At 57.7% G+C, this 21,347-nt stretch carries 12 protein-coding genes; 4 read left to right on the top strand and 8 right to left on the bottom strand.

Annotated features, from left to right (window positions below; genetic code table 11):
• Positions 1-5 precede the first annotated feature (5 nt).
• Positions 6-5,774 carry a HAMP domain-containing protein gene (locus NA78x_RS16230; protein ID WP_425613413.1) on the bottom strand — a complete coding sequence of 1,923 codons (5,769 nt, stop codon included), beginning with the start codon at positions 5,772-5,774 and terminating at the stop codon, positions 6-8.
• A gap of 476 nt (positions 5,775-6,250) precedes the next feature.
• Here NA78x_RS16230 and NA78x_RS16225 point away from each other — a divergent pair, with 476 nt between their 5' ends.
• Positions 6,251-7,459, top strand: coding sequence for an NAD(P)/FAD-dependent oxidoreductase (locus NA78x_RS16225; protein ID WP_425613412.1), 1,209 nt, complete (start codon positions 6,251-6,253; stop codon positions 7,457-7,459).
• Between the two features lie 219 nt (positions 7,460-7,678).
• Positions 7,679-9,355 (top strand): esterase/lipase family protein, encoded by a 1,677-nt coding sequence (locus tag NA78x_RS16220; RefSeq protein ID WP_425613411.1) that lies wholly within the window; start codon positions 7,679-7,681, stop codon positions 9,353-9,355.
• A gap of 11 nt (positions 9,356-9,366) precedes the next feature.
• Here the strand turns inward: NA78x_RS16220 and NA78x_RS16215 are convergent, their stop codons facing one another.
• The 7 genes from NA78x_RS16215 to NA78x_RS16185 form a co-directional block, all read right to left on the bottom strand.
• The gene (locus NA78x_RS16215; RefSeq protein WP_425613410.1) at positions 9,367-10,344 is read right to left on the bottom strand and encodes a Gfo/Idh/MocA family protein; all 978 of its coding nucleotides are present in this window, start codon (positions 10,342-10,344) and stop codon (positions 9,367-9,369) included.
• Positions 10,345-10,854: 510 nt separating this feature from the next.
• Positions 10,855-11,505: a hypothetical protein gene (locus NA78x_RS16210; RefSeq protein ID WP_425613409.1), complete on the bottom strand. Its 651-nt coding sequence runs from the start codon at positions 11,503-11,505 to the stop codon at positions 10,855-10,857.
• Between the two features lie 253 nt (positions 11,506-11,758).
• Positions 11,759-13,861 carry an FAD-dependent oxidoreductase gene (locus tag NA78x_RS16205; RefSeq protein ID WP_425613408.1) on the bottom strand — a complete coding sequence of 701 codons (2,103 nt, stop codon included), beginning with the start codon at positions 13,859-13,861 and terminating at the stop codon, positions 11,759-11,761.
• Positions 13,862-13,987: 126 nt separating this feature from the next.
• Positions 13,988-14,407 carry an organic hydroperoxide resistance protein gene (locus NA78x_RS16200; protein WP_425613407.1) on the bottom strand — a complete coding sequence of 140 codons (420 nt, stop codon included), beginning with the start codon at positions 14,405-14,407 and terminating at the stop codon, positions 13,988-13,990.
• Between the two features lie 108 nt (positions 14,408-14,515).
• Positions 14,516-16,024 carry a DUF1501 domain-containing protein gene (locus NA78x_RS16195; RefSeq protein WP_425613406.1) on the bottom strand — a complete coding sequence of 503 codons (1,509 nt, stop codon included), beginning with the start codon at positions 16,022-16,024 and terminating at the stop codon, positions 14,516-14,518.
• Between the two features lie 21 nt (positions 16,025-16,045).
• Positions 16,046-19,042: a DUF1553 domain-containing protein gene (locus NA78x_RS16190; RefSeq protein WP_425613405.1), complete on the bottom strand. Its 2,997-nt coding sequence runs from the start codon at positions 19,040-19,042 to the stop codon at positions 16,046-16,048.
• Between the two features lie 7 nt (positions 19,043-19,049).
• On the bottom strand, positions 19,050-20,315 hold the full coding sequence (locus NA78x_RS16185; RefSeq protein ID WP_425613404.1) for a CCA tRNA nucleotidyltransferase: 1,266 nt from the start codon (positions 20,313-20,315) through the stop codon (positions 19,050-19,052).
• A gap of 144 nt (positions 20,316-20,459) precedes the next feature.
• On the opposite strand from NA78x_RS16185, the gene NA78x_RS16180 reads away from it, so the two are divergent.
• Both NA78x_RS16180 and NA78x_RS16175 read left to right on the top strand, forming a co-directional pair.
• Positions 20,460-20,801 carry a rhodanese-like domain-containing protein gene (locus NA78x_RS16180; protein ID WP_425613403.1) on the top strand — a complete coding sequence of 114 codons (342 nt, stop codon included), beginning with the start codon at positions 20,460-20,462 and terminating at the stop codon, positions 20,799-20,801.
• Positions 20,802-20,867: 66 nt separating this feature from the next.
• Positions 20,868-21,335 (top strand): RidA family protein, encoded by a 468-nt coding sequence (locus NA78x_RS16175; protein ID WP_425613402.1) that lies wholly within the window; start codon positions 20,868-20,870, stop codon positions 21,333-21,335.
• Positions 21,336-21,347 lie beyond the last annotated feature (12 nt).

Raw genomic sequence — 21,347 nt, 5'->3', positions numbered from 1 at the left:
GGCGACTATGTCGCTGCACGTGCTTCGACCACTTCTCCGCTCTGTTCGCCCCGGCGGAGCCAAGCGCGCATCACCGCTAACATCTGTTCCGAGTCTACCGGTTTGGCGAGGTAATCCCAAGCCCCAGCTTCGATACACTTCTCGCGATCTCCCTTCATGGCCTTAGCGGTAACGGCGATGATCGGCAGATTCTTCAGATGGGGAATCTGGCGGATCGCGCGCATCGTTTCGTAGCCATCCATCTCGGGCATCATGATGTCCATCAAGACGATGTCAATGTCGGCATTGTTCTGCAGTACTTTGATTGCATCGCTACCGGTCTCAGCCGAATAGATCTGCATGTTGCGCCATTCGAGCACGCTGGACAGTGCGAAGATGTTGCGAATATCGTCGTCGACAATTAGCACTTTCCGACCTTCGAGCACACCATCGGAATCGTGCAGATTTCGCAGTAGTTCGCGTTTGTCCGGGGCCAGTTTGGCTAGTGGATAGTGCAGCGTCGCAGCCACCTGGTCGAACAACAGATCTGCGGAAAAAGCTGAACGCACAACGCGGTTCTTGGCCAGGTCCTTGAGTGCTACCTGGTTCTCAGCCGAGGGAACAACATCGGTCCGGTAGATTATCGGCAATCTGGCAATTGCGGGAATCCGAGCCACTTGAGTAGCCAGATCTGTCAACGAAATATCATTCACCTCGGCATTCAAAATGAGGCAGTCGAACTGGCCCTTTTTGAGTGCTGCCAACGCTTGGCGATTCGAATTGACTTGTTCGACCTGCAAGTCTTCTTGCTCAATCAAGGGGCGCACTTCATCGCGCCCCTTCGCCTCGACCAGCAAAATGCGACGATTGCGTGGTCGCGTGAACTCACTCGCTGCATCCATGAATTGATCAAGGTCGTCTTGGGTACGAATGGGCTTCGTCAGGAAGTCGACGGCACCGCTGGTGAGAGCTTGCTCGCGCATCTCTTCGGTCGAGACGATCCACACGGGAATGTGGCGAATGTTGGCATCGTTCTTGAGTCGCTCGAGCACGCGCCAGCCATCAATATCGGGCAAGCAGATATCGAGCGTCATCGCTGTGGGGCGATACTCCCTCGCCATCGTCAACGCCGCTGCACCCATCGAGGTTACAAGCCCCTTGAAGCCGCGATCGTGGGCCGATTGCAATAGCAGCTTGGCGAAATTGAGATCGTTTTCGACAATCAGAATCACTGCATCGTCGGGCTGGATCGAATTCCGATCGTCGCCCACTTCGTTCACCAACTGCGAGACTTCGGGTTCTTCCAACTCGGCAACATGTTCGCGCTGTGCCTGCATCGCGTTGGCATGTGCCTGAGCGGCGTCGTCGGGCAAGCGCTCGGGCGCTGCCTTGCGCGAGATCTTCTGAGGGACGAACGCTTGCGGCAGGAAGAGCGTGAAGGTACTTCCCTTGCCAGGAATGCTGGTGAGGCGAATCTCACCGCCCAGCAATCGCGACAGTTCACGGCTGATGGCCAAACCGAGACCCGTGCCGCCGTACTTGCGACTGGTGCTGCCGTCGGCCTGTTGAAACGCCTCGAAGATGATCTGCTGCTTATCGGACGAAATGCCGATGCCCGTATCGGTCACCACAAACGCCAGAACACCAGACGCATGATTGAGCACGTCGTTCTCGGTATTCCAGCCTGATGCGATGGGCTTCACCGTCAGTTTGACGCGACCTTGATGCGTAAACTTGAATGCGTTGGAAAGCAGATTTTTGATGACTTGCTGCAACCGCTTGGCGTCGGTGAGCATCGTCTTTGGCAACTGCGAATCAAGCTCAATGCTGAATCCAACTTCTTTAGCTTCGGCGACATGGCGGAATGTCCGTTCCACATAGCTGTTCAGATCGCTAAGACGCAGTTCGCCCACATCGACCATGACCGTGCCCGATTCGATCTTCGAGAGATCGAGAATGTCGTTAATCAGCATCAGCAGATCGTTACCGCTGGAATGAATCGTTTTGGCGAACTCCATTTGCCGAGAGGTCAGATTCTTCTCCGTATTCTTACTCAACTGGTCAGAGAGAATGAGCAAGCTGTTAAGGGGCGTCCGTAACTCGTGCGACATGTTCGCGAGAAACTCGGACTTGTACTTCGAGGTGAGCGCTAACTGCTTGGCCTTCTCTTCCAAAGCCTGCCTCGCTTGTTCTACTTCGCGATTCTTGCGTTCCACTTCCTGGTTTTGATGCGCGAGCAGACCTGCCTTTTCTTCCAACTCCTGATTCGTGTTCTGCAACTCCTCTTGCCGGCTTTGAAGTTCTTGAGCCAGTGACTGCGATTGCTTCAAAAGGCCTTCCGTACGCATGTTTGCTTCGATCGTATTGAGCACGATGCCAATCGACTCGGTGAGCTGATCGAGAAACGCCTGGTGCGTGGGATTGAAGCGTTCGAACGAAGCGAGTTCCAGCACTCCCTTTAATTCGCCTTCAAAGATCACCGGCAGCACGATGATGCTCTTCGGAGCGGCCACGCCGAGGGCCGATGAGACCTGGAAATAGTTTGGTGGGCAATTCGTAACGAGGATCTTCTGCTTTTCGAGCGCACATTGGCCAGTCAGGCCTTCGCCGATGCCAATTCGCTTGCCGAGTGAGTCCTGGCCACGATCGGCGTAGCTGGCGAGTAGCGTGAGTTGCGGCGTATCGTCAACATTCTCGTGCACGTAGAAGACCGCTTGCTGGGCACCTACCACGGGCACCAGTTCCGACAGAATCATACGACCCACCGTGGTCAAGTCGCGTTGACCCTGAAGCATGCGGCTAAACTTTGCCAGGTTCGTTTTCAACCAGTCCTGTTCGCTGTTCTTGAGCGTGGTGTCTTTCAGGTTACGAATCATCTCGTTGATGTTGTCTTTGAGAGCCGCTACTTCACCGAGGGCTTCCACGGTGATCGACCGGGTCAAGTCACCCTTGGTCACTGCGGTGGCCACTTCGGCGATGGCTCGCACCTGCGTCGTAAGGTTCGCCGCCAGCTGATTCACGTTCTCGGTGAGCATCTTCCAGGTACCAGCAGCACCCGGCACCTTCGCCTGGCCGCCAAGCTTGCCTTCGACACCGACTTCGCGAGCCACGGTGGTCACCTGGTCGGCGAACGTCGCGAGCGTTTCGATCATCGAGTTGATCGTATCGGCGAGTGCCGCAATTTCGCCCTTCGCTTCTACGGTGAGCTTCTGCTTCAAGTCACCGTTGGCCACCGCCGTAACGACCTTCGCGATACCGCGCACCTGGCTGGTCAAGTTGCCGGCCATCGAGTTCACGTTGTCGGTCAAGTCCTTCCATGTACCCGATACACCCTTCACCTGAGCCTGACCGCCGAGCTTGCCTTCGGTGCCCACTTCGCGAGCCACGCGAGTCACTTCCGCAGCAAACGAGCCAAGTTGATCGACCATCGTATTGATCGTATTACTCAGCTCGAGGAACTCGCCCTTCACGTCGACCGTAATCTTCTTCGACAAGTCACCTGTCGCCACAGCCGTGGTCACCGCCGCGATGTTACGCACTTGCCCCGTGAGGTTGCTCGCCATGAAATTCACGCTGTCGGTGAGGTCCTTCCAGGTACCGGAAACACCTTCGACCTTGGCCTGACCACCGAGCTGACCTTCGGTGCCCACTTCGCGAGCCACGCGAGTCACTTCCGATGCAAACGAGCGAAGCTGATCGACCATCGTATTGATGGTGTTCTTCAGCTCGAGAATCTCGCCTTTCACATCGACCGTGATCTTCTTCGACAAGTCACCATTGGCCACAGCTGTGGTCACTGCGGCGATGTTACGCACCTGAGCCGTCAGGTTACCGGCCATCGAATTCACGCTGTCGGTGAGATCCTTCCAGGTGCCCGACACACCTTCCACCTGAGCTTGGCCGCCCAGTTTTCCTTCGGTGCCCACTTCGCGAGCCACGCGGGTCACTTCCGAAGCAAACGAGCGGAGTTGATCCACCATCGTATTGATGGTGTTCTTCAGTTCGAGGAACTCGCCCTTCACGTCCACCGTGATCTTCTTCGATAAGTCGCCGTTGGCCACCGCCGTCGTCACTTCGGCAATGTTACGCACCTGAGCCGTCAGGTTACCGGCCATGCCGTTTACCGAGTCGGTGAGATCCTTCCAAGTACCGGCGACGCCACGCACCTGAGCCTGACCGCCGAGTTTTCCTTCGCTGCCCACTTCGCGGGCCACGCGAGTCACTTCCGAAGCAAACGAGCTCAGCTGATCCACCATCGTATTGATGGTGTTCTTCAGTTCGAGGATTTCACCTTTCACATCCACGGTGATCTTCTTGGACAAGTCACCGTTCGCCACAGCGGTCGTCACTGCCGCGATGTTACGCACCTGGCCGGTCAAGTTACCGGCCATCGAGTTCACCGAGTCGGTAAGATCTTTCCACGTACCGGAAACACCTTCTACTTTGGCTTGCCCACCGAGCTTACCTTCGGTACCCACTTCGCGAGCCACACGAGTCACTTCTGCCGCGAACGAGCTCAGCTGATCGACCATCGTATTGATCGTGTTCTTCAGCTCGAGAATTTCGCCCTTCACGTCCACGGTGATCTTTTTCGACAAGTCACCATTGGCAACGGCTGTGGTTACTGCCGCGATGTTACGGACCTGACCGGTGAGGTTACCGGCCATCGAGTTGACCGAGTCAGTGAGATCTTTCCATGTGCCGGAGACGCCTTCCACCTTCGCCTGACCACCGAGCTGACCTTCGGTACCCACTTCGCGCGCCACGCGGGTCACTTCCGATGCGAACGAGCTCAGCTGATCGACCATCGTATTAATGGTATTGCTCAACTCGCCAAATTCGCCCTTCACGTCGACGGTGATCTTCTTGGAAAGGTCTCCCTTGGCAACGGCCGTCGTCACGTTCGCAATATTGCGCACCTGCCCCGTCAAATTGCTGGCCATGGAGTTCACCGAGTCGGTGAGATCCTTCCAGGTACCGGAAACGCCTTCCACCTTCGCTTGGCCACCGAGCTGACCTTCGGTACCCACTTCGCGAGCCACGCGCGTCACTTCCGAAGCGAACGAGCGAAGTTGATCCACCATCGTATTGATGGTGTTCTTCAGTTCGAGAAATTCGCCCTTCACGTCGACCGTGATCTTCTTCGACAAGTCACCATTGGCCACGGCCGTCGTCACTTCGGCGATGTTACGGACCTGGCCGGTCAAGTTACGGGCCATCGAGTTCACCGAGTCGGTAAGGTCCTTCCAGGTTCCGGCGACGTTCTTCACTTGAGCCTGACCACCCAGTTCGCCTTCGGTACCCACCTCGCGAGCCACGCGCGTCACTTCGGAAGCGAACGAGCTGAGCTGATCCACCATTTTGTTAATGGTCTTGGCCGTGCCCAAGAACTCACCCTGCAAAGGCCGGTCATCAAGCTCGAGCGTCATGGTTTGCGACAAGTCACCTTGGGCCACGGCGCCGATCACGCGAGCCGTTTCGCGAGTTGGGCGCACAAGGTCGCCAATGAGGTCGTTCACCGAATCAATCGAAGCGGCCCAACTGCCGCGCACATCACCGAGCGAAGCTCGCTGCGTGAGCTTGCCTTCTTTGCCAACGACGCGGCCGAGGCGTTCCAGCTCCCGCGCCATCCGCTCGTTGAGCTCGATGACCTCGTTAAAGGCATCAGCGACCTTGCCTGCCGCTCCGGTCCAATCGTGTGGCAAGCGAACCGAGAAATCTCCTCGCTTCAAAGCACTCATCGCATTCAGCAGCACGGGCAGGTCGATGGCTTGCGTATCGAGAGAAGCAACCATGTAACGATCCTTGATTAGGTAGCGATGGCTTTGAAGTGTATCTTGGAAAATTACCCGCGGACGAGGAACTAGCCGACGTTGGGCTGGATCGTTCGCATGCAATCGAGGGGAAGGCAGTTCGGAACGACAGAATCGAAGAACCGGCTCGCGGAGTAACTTGCTTGACAGTGAATCGGCCGAATGTTGTTGAAGAAAAACAACGGCAGGCAAAGCAGATTCACAAGGGAACTCCAGGGTCGCGCAGCTTCGTCCAGTTGAGCGGACGTAACTCGCAGTCCCTGCGAGACATTCGATTCGTCGCCATTGTAATCACGACCTTTCGACGGCGACAACATCAGCAGAGCGATTTGCACCGGTGTCGATAAGGCGAATGTCGGCAAACGTACCCTGACAGGGTGCCCGAATGTTGACTTGGCACATAGAGTGCACTGACCTGCCGCTCCCTCGATTTATCACACCCTCAGAGATGCAACCAAGTGAAATTGCGCACGGGCAAGCCCTATTGGATCGCCGCCGCTCAGCCAGAGCCAGCGATCCCTTCCACTCCCCTCACCGGCGATACTCGCTGCAGCCTGCTTGTGCTCGGTGGCGGTATCACCGGCGCGCTGGTGGCATATCGATTGGTGCAACAAGGTGTCGATGTACTGCTCATCGATGAGCGCGACTTCGGCCAGGGCAGCACCGCGGCGAGCACCGGTCTGTTGCAGTACGAAGTCGATACACCCCTGCAGGAGCTGATTGAACGAGTCGGCGAGGCAAACGCAGTTCGAGCCTACCAACGGGGCCTCACCGCCATCGACGAGATCGAGCAACTCGTGAGTGAACTTGGAGACTCGTGCGGTTTCTCGCGTCGCAGCAGTCTCTATTTCGCGTCTAGCATTTGGGATCGGCAAGACTTGGAGCGGGAGTGCGAATTGCGGAAGAATGCTGGTTTTGATGTGGAGTTCCTGACGCGTCCTCAACTGGCCGAGATCGCGACCATTCACGCGGCCGGTGCGATCCTCTCGCGGGGTGATGCGCAGATTGATCCCTATCGGTTCACGCGGCAACTATTGCGGTCGGCCATCACGAAAGGGCTGCGAGCGCATGCGGGCACGAAGGTTGTCTCCGTTTCTGAAGAAGACTCGCAAGTGGTGGTCGCGACTGACCATGGTCGAATCACCGCCGATCGCATTGTCTACGCCACGGGCTATGCAACCAAGCCGTTTCTCGATGGTGAAACCAGCGGAAGCTTGCACAGTACTTATGCGGTCATCAGCGAACCCCTTGGCAAAATTCCGGGCTGGCCCGACGAATGCCTGCTCTGGGAAACCGCTCGACCTTACTTTTACGCGCGCCGCACGGACGACGGCCGGGCGCTCATCGGTGGCGGCGATACGATGTTCTCGACCGATCACGAAAGGGACGGACTGGTCGAGCGAAAAATCGAGGCACTCGTCGCGCGGTTTCTCGAACTGTTTCCCGAGGCGACATTCACCCCTGACTATGCCTGGGCAGGGACCTTTGCCGAGACCAAGGATGGCCTGGCCTACATCGGCCAACCTGCCGACCGCCCGCGCGCTTACTTCGCGCTTGGCTACGGCGGCAACGGAATCACGTTCAGTACGATCGCGTCGCAGTTGATTGCCGACCTCTATCTCGGCCGGCCCAACCCGGACGCCGAAGTCTTTCGCTTTGGTCGCTGAACGAGGCATCTGCAGGGACCAAAGTGTGAAGCTGTGCCGAGCTTGCCGAAAGTGGCGAGCATTAGGCCGATGCGAGTGCCCATTTGTGGCCTTGGTATCGGCTACTAACTCACCCAGCGAATGGGCTTGGTCGATACCTAACCATCTGGGCCCTTGGAAGGGCGATCGCGTCAGGAGGATGCAGCTCCTGCCTCGTCGTTTCACTTCCCTGGCTCTCTCATGCGGCATCCAGCCCATCAACTGTGCGCGTTGATCTTGCTGGGGATCGCCGTTGGCCAGGTGGGTTGCTCGTCCCTCCGAATTTGCCGCCCACGACCGTTACATCAAGTATGCCGGCTCTCTTTCTCGTGTGCCTCGCCAAATCTCGCACAGGCCGATTCGCTCGCTGCAGCTGGCGACGAGCGATGCGTCGATGCCTATTACCAAGTCTGTGCCAATTCGTGGCAGTCGTTGACTGAGCAGCCTAACTGCAAGACCGCGCAAACCGAATACAACTCCGCTGTCAGCAAACTCTTGTACGCAGGGTGTCGCTATCGCCGCCTCGATCCCGCGCGCGGCCTGAAGGTGTGTAGTGACGAAGGTTCCTTCGTTGTCCCCATCAATTACCAAGGCTTCACTTGGGATATCACCGATTTCGAGCGCTTGCACCCGCCTCCCACACAGCATGAATCTTTGCTCACCAGGTACTACGCCCGGGGAGGCACTGGGCTTCCCATCGTCGTCGAGCGGACTCGCCGAAGCTTCGACCAACTCGAGTCTCGGTTCGCCCCGGAGCGGTCTTACTTCGCTGCCACTGTCGTCCTGAAGTTCAACCCCAGCGTGGCCGATTACTCAGGCTCGCCCCAGGCAGCAGACTGCGCCGAACTCACCTTTTACAATCCCTCTCAAACGTCGCACGTCCGCACCGCAACGTGCGAACAGCCCTTGGCCTACGATCTGACAGCGCCGCTGGCACTTACCCTGCAAAGCGTGCCGCGCACCTACTTCGCAGGCTTCATCGAACCGGGCGGCACCACCATCAGTCATCGCTTGAATTTCCTGGAACCGTACCAACCGGGGAAAATTCCCGTCGTCTTGATTCATGGACTCTTCTCCGACCCTCAAAGCTGGGCGGACATGATCAACGACCTTCGTTCGGCTCCGGGCTTCTTGGACCGCTATCAACTCTGGGTCTTTCGCTATCCCACGGGGCAGGGCTTTCTACGGTCGGCGACTGCCTTGCGCATGGAGCTGCGAGCTGCCATCGACGCGCTCGATCCCGAACAGCAAGACCCAGCCTTGCGCCACATGGTGCTCGTGGGGCATAGCATGGGAGGCCTCATCGCCAAACTGCAAGTGACCCACTCAGAAGAACTGCTCTGGAACGAGTTGGCCAACCGTCCTTTGGAAACCATCGTGACGACGGACCGCACTCGCAAAATCATGGCCGAGAACAGCTACTTCGACCCTTCGCCTTATGTGGACCGAGTGATCTTTATCGCGGCTCCTCATCGCGGAGCGCTGAACTCCAGCGAACTGATGGGCCGAGGGGCAGCGCTGCTCGTCGAAACATCGCCCGAGCAGGCAGAGATGCACGAGCAATTAATGCGCGACAATCCCAATACGTTCAACCCGTTGATCGAACGGCGGATGCCGACCAGCATCGACATGCTCTCGTCTCGCTCGCCCCTGCTCGACATCATGCGAAAAATGAAGTTGAAACCGGGAATCAAGCTCCACAACATCATCGGCTGTGCGAATCCGATTTCTCTCGACGGACCGTCCGATGGCGTCGTCTCCGTCCACAGCGCTTCGCATCCGGGCTGCCTGAGCGTGATCGCGTTCAATGCCCATCACTCGTATGTCCACCGCTCGTTGACCGCCAGCACCGAGGTGCTGCGCATCTTGCGGGAATGAAATCGCAGTCCTCAGCTTGCCGCAAGATTCGCCAGCCGTTCCATCCACGACTGGACCTGCATCGCATCCAGGTACGTCGCGCCGCGTGGGACAGTTTGCTGACCACGAACCACTCGACAAAAGCACCGCAACTCTTCGGCCATCATTCCTGTTGCTCCATCGCCGCTTGCGCGAATTTCTAAGGCCAGCGGCCATGTGGCCTGCGCATCCCAAACTTCGATGGGACGCGGATTCGGAGCGATCCGCGCGGCCCAACCCTCGCCAAACACCTCCATCCGATCGAAGCCACGCGGTGGCATACCCGCCGGTGTCAGATACGAAGCGGCGAACGACGCAACGGGACCGCCCGTCCATTCGAGCTGTGCCAGCGCTAAGTCGATCTCTCCCTTTGGTGTACGATGATACTGGGCACTGAAGCGAGCAGGCTCCGCCGAGCCAACGAGCGCTTGCGTGGCGTATAAGTCGTGGACCATCGTCGCAAAGAGCGGGTTCTCCCCCGGAAAACCTTGCACGGTTTGCGCCGGGCGATGTCGCACGCAGTCGATGAAAGAAATCGGACCTCGACTGGCCGCTTCTTCTCGCAGTTGCTGAAACTCGCTATTGAACAGCACGATATGCCCAAGCATCAGATTGCGCGAATCGGCTTGAACCAAAGGTGCTAGTTGCCGAGCTTCTGCCAAGTCATTGGCGACCGGTTTCTCGAGCAGAACCGCTTTCCCCGCGCGCAGGATTTCGCTCGTGACCGCCACATGACTGGCCGTCGAACAAGCCACCACCCACGCTTCGGCGCCCGACTCCTCAATTGCTTGCGACAGGTTCGTCCAGCCGCGAACGCCGGGTACTTCCCCCGCTAACGCATCGAGGCTGGTTTGCCGCCTGCTGACCAGTGCCACGAGCTCGGCTTCGGCCAGCTTCGAGAGTGTCAGGGCGTGGAGCCTGCCAAAGCGACCAAGGCCAACAACACCAATCTTGACGGGGCTGGGCGACATTTGATCTGCGGGTTGGAGGTCAGGAGTTTGGAGATTCAGAGGGTGAGGAGGTTAGGCAACCAATCGGATTTGTCCAATAACCGGCGAGGTTGTTGGACAGGCTTCAGATTTGCAAATGCGAGGAAAGTGATTGTAAGCAAGGCACTTGCATCTGTTTGACCGGTTTCTGCTTTGCTCCTAATTGTCCAACAACTGGGCCAGTTGTTGGACAGGCTGCAAGATGCAATTGTGGAAGGCGACTACGCCCGCAATCCAATCTGCAGCCGCGCAAGGCAGCGCACCTTCAGGCCTGCTCGCTGGCATTTTGCGATCTACCATATTGTCGGAGAACTTACCGATATTATACACCAGTTCATATCTTTTGTCAAGTATATAATCTTGACTTGCTGTCGACTATTTCCCGCATGGAGACCACTCCAGACGATTTAGCACGACGCCTGCTGCAGTGTAGTTGCCATGCTCCGCCTCGGCGTGTGGTTCCCCTCGCGAAGCGGGTGGACTACGCCTGCGTTACCAAAGGCCCTGCCACATGCCTGTTTGCTTGGTAGCAGTCAGTGGGCCGTTGCCATACACGCTGCTGCAATGGGACGAAGTGGCCCACGTGGTTTTGCCCGCCGCGGTGGTCAGGCCCACGGCATCCAGGCAGGGCCACGACGACTTTCCCACGCTATCGACGTGAATCTTCACGCGTTGAATTGTCTTGATCGAAGCGGGCACTGGCACCTGGAATATCCCGGTGCGAGCAATCGTCGGCGTGGGATCGGTCCCTTTCCAGATGCTCGTCTCGTTGCCACTGGCATCGACCACGAATACTTCCGTGACGCAGCCCAAGGAGTACGTTTCGTGCAAATCGATAGTGCTCGCAGCGACCGGGCGAGGGAATCCGACCTCGATCCAGTCGGCTCCTTGAGAATTGAGCGGGCACCAAGACTTGCCGGCCATGCCCGTCGGATCATCGGGGGCACCCAAGATATCGGCCGCGCCCCACACCGGCTGGGCGGTAGGGTAATACGTCTGTTCCAGCTTTTGCAATCGCTCGTCGAACCGTCGCCGATCATTCCACCAGGCGGTCAGCAGGCCCACCACCAGCATCAGCCACAGCAGCGTCCCCAGGTTGAACTGCAGACGGTACCACGGTCGCGGGCGGGGTAGATCGGTCATCGGCAGCCTCCAAAGGTAAGAGGCCTCATTATTCGGTTCGCTGTGCGCCCAGATCAAGCGGAAAGGCATCCCAGCCGAAGTCCGCGAGCCGTAAGTTCACTACCGGCACTGCCAGAATTGAACCAACTTGTTCAACTTCATTCCCAGGAGGGAACACCAATTTGCTCGCAAACCCGAGAGTTGCGCTAGGTGGTGCCCAAAAATGCCTCCGATTGTTGAACACCCCCCTTTTGTGGTTGCGCAGGACTTACGTCTATTTCGCCAACCATTGCACGGCGTCGATGACGACGTAGCCGTTCGAGTCCGCATTCGAAACGACGACTGCGGCCGGCTCACCTGCCTTGAATTCGTACCGACCCAAGGAGTGAAACCGTTCGTCAATCGACGGTGTCTTTCGCTCATCGACTTGCACGGTGGTTTTGCCATCGGCCGAGTGAATGTCGACCGATACCTTCGACGAACGATTGCCATTTGGTGGATAGGCCAGATAGACCTCATACAGACCCGACTTGGGCAACTTGGTCTCGAACCGCGCCGAGGCTTTGCCATCGTTGGTCTTGTCGTCGTGGCGATAACCATTGCCGATGTAGCTGCCGGCCGCGGAACTATTTTTCCACTCGCCGGTCAGCTTGGCATCTTCGTCATCGACCACCACGCCGGGCAGGTCCTTGGGATTGACGAAGTTCTTAGCTGCCTTGTTCGTAGCTGCGGCGCTGGCATATTCCAATACCTGACCATCCTTGAGCAGTTGCTCGCGCAGCCTGGCATAGGGAACGTCTTGCACAGCGAGGTTACTGTCGATAGCCATCGAGGCGGCCGTCGCGGCACTTTGCCCCAGAATCATGAACACCGGTTCCATCCGAATGCTGCCGAAGGCAATGTGCGAACTGCTGACGCACAGCGGAACGAGCAGGTTTTCGCATTGAGCCTTCTTCGGCACCAGCGAGCCATAAGCGATGGCATAGGGAGTAATCCCCACGCCAATGTCACCCTCATTTTGCACGTAGCCTTCGGGTGTGATGTACCGCTGCACGTTGTGCGAATCGATCGTGTAGCTGCCCATGCCGACGGAATCGGGAGTCGGCTTTTTCTTGGTCAGTTCATTTTCGGTCATCACGAACTGGCCGATCATCCGGCGTGCTTCACGCACGTAAATCTGGTGCGGCCAGTTGCCGTTGTCTTTGAATTCGTCCTTGGGCAAACCCCACTTCTTCATTTTCTCTTGCACGTCCTTCGGTACTCGCGGATCGTTGGCGATAAAGTAGAGCCAGCCCTGCTGATAAGTGCGATGCTCGGCGAGAATCTCCTTGCGGCGCTCGTAGCTCGCTTCGGGATAGTCGTAGTTCATGCCGATGTTATCGGTGCTGAAGGGACCATGGTTGTTCGTATCGGTCTTATGATTTGGCACCGGATCGAACTTGTCGAATGTCTCGCGCCAGCCCGCTTCGTACACGCGCAGCAGCAACTCGTACTGCTTGGGATCGTAACCCTCGGGCTTAGGAAACGGCACGCGGTTCTCGGCGTGATCGGTTCCGCACCAGCGATAGCAATAGGCTTGCACGCGCTTGTCCCCCTCGCCGTACTTGCCCGGCGGTTCGGTGCTGACTCGCGGCAACACGCCCGATTTCGGATCATCGGGAATTACATACGGGCTGATTTTCTTCTTCACCGCGCCAAAGTGATGGCGATGGTGCAATACGCCCACCTGAATGCCATTCCATTGTTCGCCATAGACCGAGTTGGCTTCACGCCCCACGTGATAATCAACGCCGGCCGCTGCCAGCAGATCTCCTTCGTAGGTCGCATCGATGAACATCTTGCCGGTGTAGGTCTTGCCCGACAACATCGTAATGCTGGTGATCCGCGAGCCGTTCTTCTTCACACCTTTTTCGCGATCCAGCCATTCGTCGCGGTCGACAGGAATCTTGAATTCGTCGACGTACGATTCAAACACCTTTTCGGCCACACTGGGCTCGAAAATCCACTGCGTGCGGTTCTCACCATCGATGGCAGGCGTTCCTTGGCCCTTGTTGCCGTACTCCGTGGCCTTCTGCCATTTCCACGTGTCAGGCTTTTGGTATTCCTTCCACACGCGGTGGTAGAAGTCGCGGGAGAGTCCGCCGATGACGCCCTTGTTGCCGGTATCGGTGAAGCCCAGACCGCCGCTCGATAAGCCACCCAGGTGCTTATCGGGGCCGACAATGATGACGGACTTTCCCAGCTTCTTGGCTTGCACAGCCGCGATCACTCCGGGAGAAGTGCCACCATAGATCACCAGGTCATACTCGGCTCCGTGCGCTGCCGACAGCGAAACGAGCCACGCCAAAACAAGACTGAGAGAGAGGTAGGTTTTCATCTCTGAATTGTAGCTACCCACTATCAGCGTTCCAACTCACCATGCTGGCAAAACGTCAGCGTGAAGGTGAGCACACGCCTCGCGTTGGCTCACCTCACTGGAACAACGAAGTTGACGCCGGTTGCCTCAGCCAACCAGGTTGATTTCGACATCGATATTGCCTCGCGTGGCTTTGGAGTACGGGCAAATCTGATGAGCGGCGTCGACAATCGCTCGCGCCACTTCCCGCTCGAGTCCCGGCAAGCTGACGTTGAGCCGAGCGCGAAGCAGATAGCCGGCTTCACCAGTACCCAAATCAACCTCAGCATCAATGGCTCGATCGGCTGGCAATGACACTTTCAGCTTAGAGGCGGCCACTCCCATGGCACCGATAAAGCAAGCCGACCAACCCGCGGCAAACAACTGTTCGGGATTGGTTCCTGTCCCCGAAGTTCCCGGCGACGATAGTTTGACATCGAGGCGACCATCCGAGCTTTGCGCTGCGCCGTCGCGGCCACCGGTGGTATGAGTCTTGGCGGTGTAAATAACCTTTTCGAGTTGAGTCATGACAGGCTCCGATGCAACAGACAGGTAGGAAAATCGAATCTGCCTGTAATTACCGGTGACTGCGTCGACCCTTACAGCGCCCCGACGCCTGGGTCGGAGGTTCAGTTCTCAGGCTATCAACTCTTTGATGACGTGGCCGTGGACGTCAGTGAGACGGCGGTCGATGCCGTTGTGGCGAACGGTGAGGCGGGTGTGGTCGATGCCGAGCAGGTGCAGCATCGTGGCATGAATATCGTAGACCGTTGTGGGATTGTCGCGGTCGAGCGGCTTGTAGCCCCACGGATCGCTCGGTCCGTGCGAGATGCCGCCGCGAATCCCGCCGCCGCAAAGCCAGTTGGTGAAACAGTACGGATTGTGGTCGCGGCCTTTGCCACCTTGCGAGCTCGGCATGCGGCCAAACTCGGTCGTCCAGAGAATGATGGTATCGTCGAGCAGCCCGCGTTGTTTCAGGTCTTGAATCAAAGCGCTCGCGCCGCGAGCCATGCCACCGGCCAGCGGACCATGGTCGCGCTGCACGTCCTCGTGCGAATCCCAGTTTCGCCGCGGAAAACCGTTGTCGTTACCGGACCAGATCTGCACAAAGCGAACGCCCCGTTCCAGCAGTCGCCTGGCAGCCAGGCACTTGCGCGAGAAGTGAACCGTTTCTTCGCGAACATTGATTTCTTTGTCGAACTGAGTAGGAACATTGTCGAGTCCATACAGCTTGAGGATGTGCTCGGGCTCTTGCGAGAAATCGAGTGCTTCGGGAGCAGCGAGTTGCATCTTGGCGGCCAATTCGTAACTGCGAATGCGAGACTCTAGCCGGGAGTCTTCGCCGCGCGAACTGGCATGCTGAGCGTTGAGTTTGGCAAGCAGTTCTTGTGTGGCGGCTTCGCTGGTCTTGGTGACGTAGGCTCCGTTCTTGTGCGGGAACAGGTCGGCGATAGGCGTTTCGTTGCCTGGATAAATGACCGTTCCGCTGTGCTGCGCCGGCAGAAACGCGCTGTCCCAGTTCTTGGTGCCATTGCTGGCAAGTCCGCGATGGTCGGGCAACACCACGAACGTGGGCAGGTTATCGTTGATACTTCCCAGGCCGTAGCTGCACCACGAGCCCATGCCCGGAAAACCAGGCAGTTGAAATCCGGTGGCATGCAGCAGTGTCGCCTGACTGTGGACACCCGTTTTGCCAACCACGTTATGCACAAACGCTAATTCGTCGGCGACCTTGCCCAGTTCGGCAACAGGTTCCGCGAGCAACCTGCCACACTTGCCGTACGGGCGAAAATCCCAGATCGGTTTGAGCCAAGGTCCAAGGCCGTTTTGAAATGCTTCGACGGGCTCGCCGAAATCGCTCATCTTGCCGTGATGCTTGACGAGTTCCGGTTTGAAATCGAAGAGGTCAATGGCACTCGCGGCACCGGCCATAAAGAGTTGCACCACGCGTTTGGCGCGGGGCGGATGATGCAGCGTGTGTATCGCCGCGCCGTTGGCTAGGTTATGCAAGCCCGCGAGAGTTTTATCGTCAGCACCTTGCAGGGAGCGATCCTCGTTGAGCATCGCCGCCAGAGCAAGACTGCCGAATCCCTGGCCCAGGCCTTGGAGAAATTCGCGTCGATTGGGAGGTTGAATGGTTGTCATCAGTATCTGACCTCAGGCGACTTAATCGACAAAGGCAAACTCGTTGAGATTAATCACAGCCCGGCAAGCATTGGCCAGTCCATGCTTCCGAATAAACTCTGCAAACAGTTGCGTTTCTTCACTGGTTGCCGAACGCGAAATGGCCAGCCGAATCAGCAGCTTGGCCTGCTCTAGCTGGTCGTTGGTTTGCCCTGTGATGCGATCGGCAAAATGCTGACTCATGGTGACCATGAAGCCGTTATTGAGCTGGGCGAGCGCCTGCAGTGCCGAAAGCGATGCATTTCGCTTATCGACACGCATCGAAGGATCGGCGCAGTCGAGCGTCGTCATGAAAGGCTGAGGCTGCGAGCGCACAATGAACCGATAGATGCTCCGCCGATGCGATTTCGGATCGCTCGGATCGTGCAAGTGATATTCGTAATGCGGCGAGTGAGCCGGTTGGTCGATCACAAAGTCCTGAAAGCTGGGGCCGCCCATCTGTGGATTGAGTTTGCCAGCGACTTGCAGAACCGCGTCTCGAATAGCTTCGGCCTCCAGCTTGCGGCGGTTCATTCGCCATAAGTACACGTTGCTCGCATCGCTCTTGCGAGGATCATTTTTCAACGTAGTGAGTCGGACTTCGTCAGGCTCCGACTGCTGTTGATACGTGCTGCTGCACACAATCAACCGATGAAGAGACTTCAGAGATTGGCCACCATCGCGAAATTCGACCGCCAGCCATTCAAGCAGTTCCGGATGAGAGGGAAGTTGCCCCATGCGACCAAAGTCGTTCGGCGTATCGACAATCGCGCGGCCGAAGTGGTACTGCCAAACGCGATTAACAATGCTGCGCCAGGTGAGCGGGTTCTGTCGGTCGCTGAGCCAACGCGCCAGGGCCGCCCGGCGGGCACCTTCGGTGTGATCGGCGGGCAAGTTGAAATCACCGGAACAGCCCGTGAGACAAGTGAGGGCACCGGGCTGCACTTCTTGGCGAGGAGACTTCACATCGCCCCGGTGTAGCAAGTAAATGGGACGCGGCTTGCCGCCTGAACTGCCCGTGCCCAGAAAATTGCCACTGCCATGATGGACGGTTCCGGCATACACCACGCTCGGCGGGCTGAGTTTGTTCAGTTGCGCTGCAACGTCCACCAACTGGCGATCGATCGCTTCGATCTTTTCGCGCAGTGCGTCGTCCAAGACCTTCGTCAGCAGCTCGGTCCGTTGCTGATTCAATTCGTCGAGCTTTGCCGCACTGGCCGCGCTCGCACCAGGAAAAACGCCATCGACGAGATTCGCCTTTCGCCAACGAATGGGAGCTTCGATGGAATCGAAGGTGGTTACTTTGGCACTCTTCGCAATGCTCTCGCCGCTGGTATTGAACACCTGCAGTTCCGCCAGTGCCAACATGTAGTCGTTTTGCCGGTGCGAGAGCTTGGTTGCCGTCAAGCGAACGTAACGCGCCGTGTGAGGTGCGAACTTCGTGTTCTGCGGCGTCGTGCCGGGGTTCGCAAAATCGGCCTGAGTATGATCAACACTTGTCTTTACCCCTGCTTTGAAGGCCGCATCGTCGGAAAGCTCGATCTTAAATCGCACGGGGAAGCCAAACCCCGCGCCAATCTGATTGAAGTTGTCGTAGCAGCCGATGGTGGTGATGCTCGCAATCTCCTTGGCGACACCTAGGTCGATTTGCACCCACTTTTCGGCATCCTGCTTGGCACTGAGCTGGCTGTGATAACCATGTTCGGGCGGCATCGCGCCAGGCGTCGTCTGACGGGCAGCAAGAATCGCCTGCTCCAGCCTAGTGAGCGCTTCACCGCCGCGTTTCTTAACTTCCGCATCGAGCGTTTTCTTGGTCCCCGTCGCTTCTCGCTGCTGCTGTTCGAGGGTCGTGTATTGAGCAAGCACTGCTGGATCGGCGTGATATTTTTTGTCGGCTCGGTCCACGGCCGCGAACACCGCTTGCAGCCGGTAGTAATCAATTTGCTTGATGGGATCGAACTTGTGATTGTGGCACTGAGCGCAACCAACTGTCAGGCTGTTGAACGTGCCGATCGCATTGCTCACCATATCGTCGCGATCGAGATGCCGAGCGACTTTGCCATCGAGCTTTGTTTCCGGCACTTCGGCGTGGCCGATCAAATCCCAAGGTCCAGCGGCGAGAAAGCCCAGGGCTTCGTACCCATCGCTAGAACCCGCGTGCAACACATCGCCCGCGATCTGTTCTTCGATGAAGCGCGAGTAAGGCTTGTCTTGATTGAAGGATCGGATGACGTAATCGCGATAAGGCCAGGCATTACGACGAGGCTGGTCTTTGTCGTAGCCGTGGGTCTCGCCAAAATGGACGACATCGAGCCAATGTCGCGCCCAGCGCTCGCCATAATGAGGCGAGTCTAACAGTCGATTGACCAATTGCTCGTAGGCATTAGGTGCCTGGTCACGAATAAACGCCTCGACTTCGTCCGCGGTGGGAGGCAGGCCGATCAAATCGAAGTACAAGCGGCGAATGAGCGTCCGCCGGTCAGCTGCCGGAGAGGGAACGTATCCCTGCTCGTCCAATTTGGCGATGACAAACGCATCAATAGGATTGCGAACCCACTCCTGATTGGCGGTTCGAAGTTGCGGCAACGGCGGTCGAGTCAGCGGTCGTAGTGACCACCAATCGTTGTCGGCCAAGCTGCGATCGGTGAGTTTGCGCTCGGCGGGCCAAGGTGCGCCGGCAGCGATCCAGCCTCGGATGCTTTCCACCTCACCGGGAGTCAGTTTTGCGCCCGACTTTGGCATCTCGGGATTATCGCCCGAGATGGCCGCGAGCAGCGGACTCTCTTTTGCGTTGCCGGGAACGATCGCGGCACCACTATCTCCACCGGTCAGGAGGTCGGCCCGCGATTGCAGCGACAAGCCTCCCTTTTTCTCATCCGCCGAGTGGCAACTGATGCACCGCTTTTCAAAGATCGCGGCGACAGCGGCAAAGGATGCGTCGTCTGCCAGGGAAGGCCCCATGGCGCACAGCAAAATCGCGATAGTAGCGATGAATCGCATAGCAGCTTTACTTGAGGTCGGCAGCCAGTTTGCTGGCGAGCGCGAGCGCTTCGGGCGGTGTGTTAATGAGACTGTCGAGTTGAGCGTCTCGGACCTGATCGAGAATCGTGCGAAAGTGTGCCCCCGGTTGTAAGCCCAGCCGTTTCAGGTCTTCGCCAGAGATGAGCGGCAACGGATTCAGTAGCGCCGAGGGTAACTCCAGCATCCGGCGACAAGCAGCCACTTCGTGGGTATTGCCGTCTACGACTTGCGACACAGCTTCGCTGAAAGCCAAAACGGCATCAGCGCCGGGAGTAACCAGCAGGCGTTGCAGTTGAGGCCATGTCAAACGACTGGCACTACGAATTTGCGGCTCGTCGCGCAGCAATCGCTGTACATTCACCAGTTCGTCCGTCGAGAGCTTTAGTCGCCGACAGACCGTTTCTGCGAGCGGAAGAAGATCCGCGGGCTTAGCAGCCAACGGTCGTAGGAGAGCGGCCAGCGACTGCGTGAACGTGGGATTGTTTAGTTGTTCGAGAACTGAGATCGCCTGATTCCAGGCAAGTGTATGCACGCCGCGCGCTTCCGGCAGAATCACTTCGAGCAAGTCTGTTTGCTGGAGTAGTTCCACTGCTAGTTTTCGCCGCTCGAGCGTGAGCATGCGGCGCAGTTCAGCGGCGATGCGCTCGGCACTGACGATGACAAGTTCGTTCGCTTGACTGCGAATCGCATCCAGTGTGGCGGATTCGATGGTGAAGTCAAAAGTGGCGGCGAAACGAACAGCGCGTAGCATCCGCAGTTTATCTTCGGCAATCCGTTCGAGCGGGTTGCCAATCGCACGAACGATGCCCGTCCGCAGATCGTCCTGCCCGCCGACGTAGTCGATTACCTGATCGGCGAGAGGATCAAAAAAAAGCCCGTTAATCGTAAAGTCGCGACGTTGGGCATCTTCTTCGGGATCGCTGAAGGTCACACTGTCGGGATGGCGACCGTCGCTGTAGCCTGCATCGCGACGGAACGTGGCGACATCCAACTGGCCGACGTTCTTGGGACCAATGACAGTAATCACCCCAAACGACGCTCCTATGGCGAGCGTTTTACGATGGCCAAAGACATCGCGCACTTGTTCGGGCCGTGCGTTGGTGGCTACATCGTAATCTTTGGGAGCGCGCCCCAGCAGTTGGTCCCGCACGCAGCCACCGGCCCAAATCGATTGGTAACCCGCGCCGCGAAGCTTGCGCACCACCTCGACGGCGAAGTCACGAGCGGCAACGGGATCATAGTTGGCTGACACAGGCACAAGCTTTCCAAGGGCAACCCGCTGCAGTTGCGTGGGCGGGAGTTTCGCCGGGCGGGATCATCGTTAGAATGACATGCCCAGCGAGGTCTGACAATCTCGCCTGTTTCCACTGAAACCTAAAATCGACTGTCTGCATTCATGACGCCGCAACCCGATCCTATTGAAGTTGATGTCCAGACCGTCAAGGAATTGCTGGACGCCAAAGCCGAGTTTACGTTGCTCGATTGCCGTGAGCCGGACGAGTATCAGACGGCTCATATCGAAGGGGCTCGCTTGATTCCCATGCGCGAGATCCCCGGCAAGCTGGCCGAACTCGAATCGCTGAAAGATGCCCGGATCATCGTCCACTGCCATCACGGCGGCCGCAGCATGCGAGTGACGCAGTGGCTACGCGAGCAAGGTTTTCCGCACGTCCAGAATATGGCTGGCGGCATCGATGCCTGGTCACAGGTAATCGATCCCCGCGTGCCGCGTTACTAATCGCCCATTGGGCCTTTGTCTTCCAAACTATTCAATCACATTTACTCCGACGGAACCGGTGAAACGATGTCGACTGCCGAAGCGAAACTGGCCGAACTGAAATTGGAACTTCCTCCCGCTCCTAAGGCGATGGGCGTGTACAAGCCGATTGTCGTGGTGGGAAACATCGCCTACGTTTCGGGGCACGGCCCGCTAAAGAGCGATGGTTCGCTGCTTGTGGGTCGCGTTGGTTCGGAAGTCGATCAACAAGCGGGCTTTGATGCCGCCCGGCAAACAGGCCTGGCGATTCTAGCGACCCTGCGAGCCAACCTCGGCAGCTTGGACAAGGTCAAGCGCGTGGTGAAGACCCTGGGAATGGTCAACTGCGTCGCTGAGTTCGACAAGCATCCGGCGGTCATCAACGGCTGCAGCGAATTGTGGCGAGACGTCTGGGGCGTCGATCACGGCGTGGGAGCCCGCAGCGCGGTCGGTATGGGCTCGTTGCCGGGGAATATCACCGTCGAAATCGAGGCGATTTTTGAAATCGTGAATTAACTCTCGTCGGTA

The sequence above is a fragment of the Anatilimnocola aquadivae genome (genome assembly GCF_049819085.1).
Lineage (GTDB): Bacteria > Planctomycetota > Planctomycetia > Pirellulales > Pirellulaceae > Anatilimnocola.
This window is presented reverse-complemented; position numbering and strand designations above follow the sequence as displayed.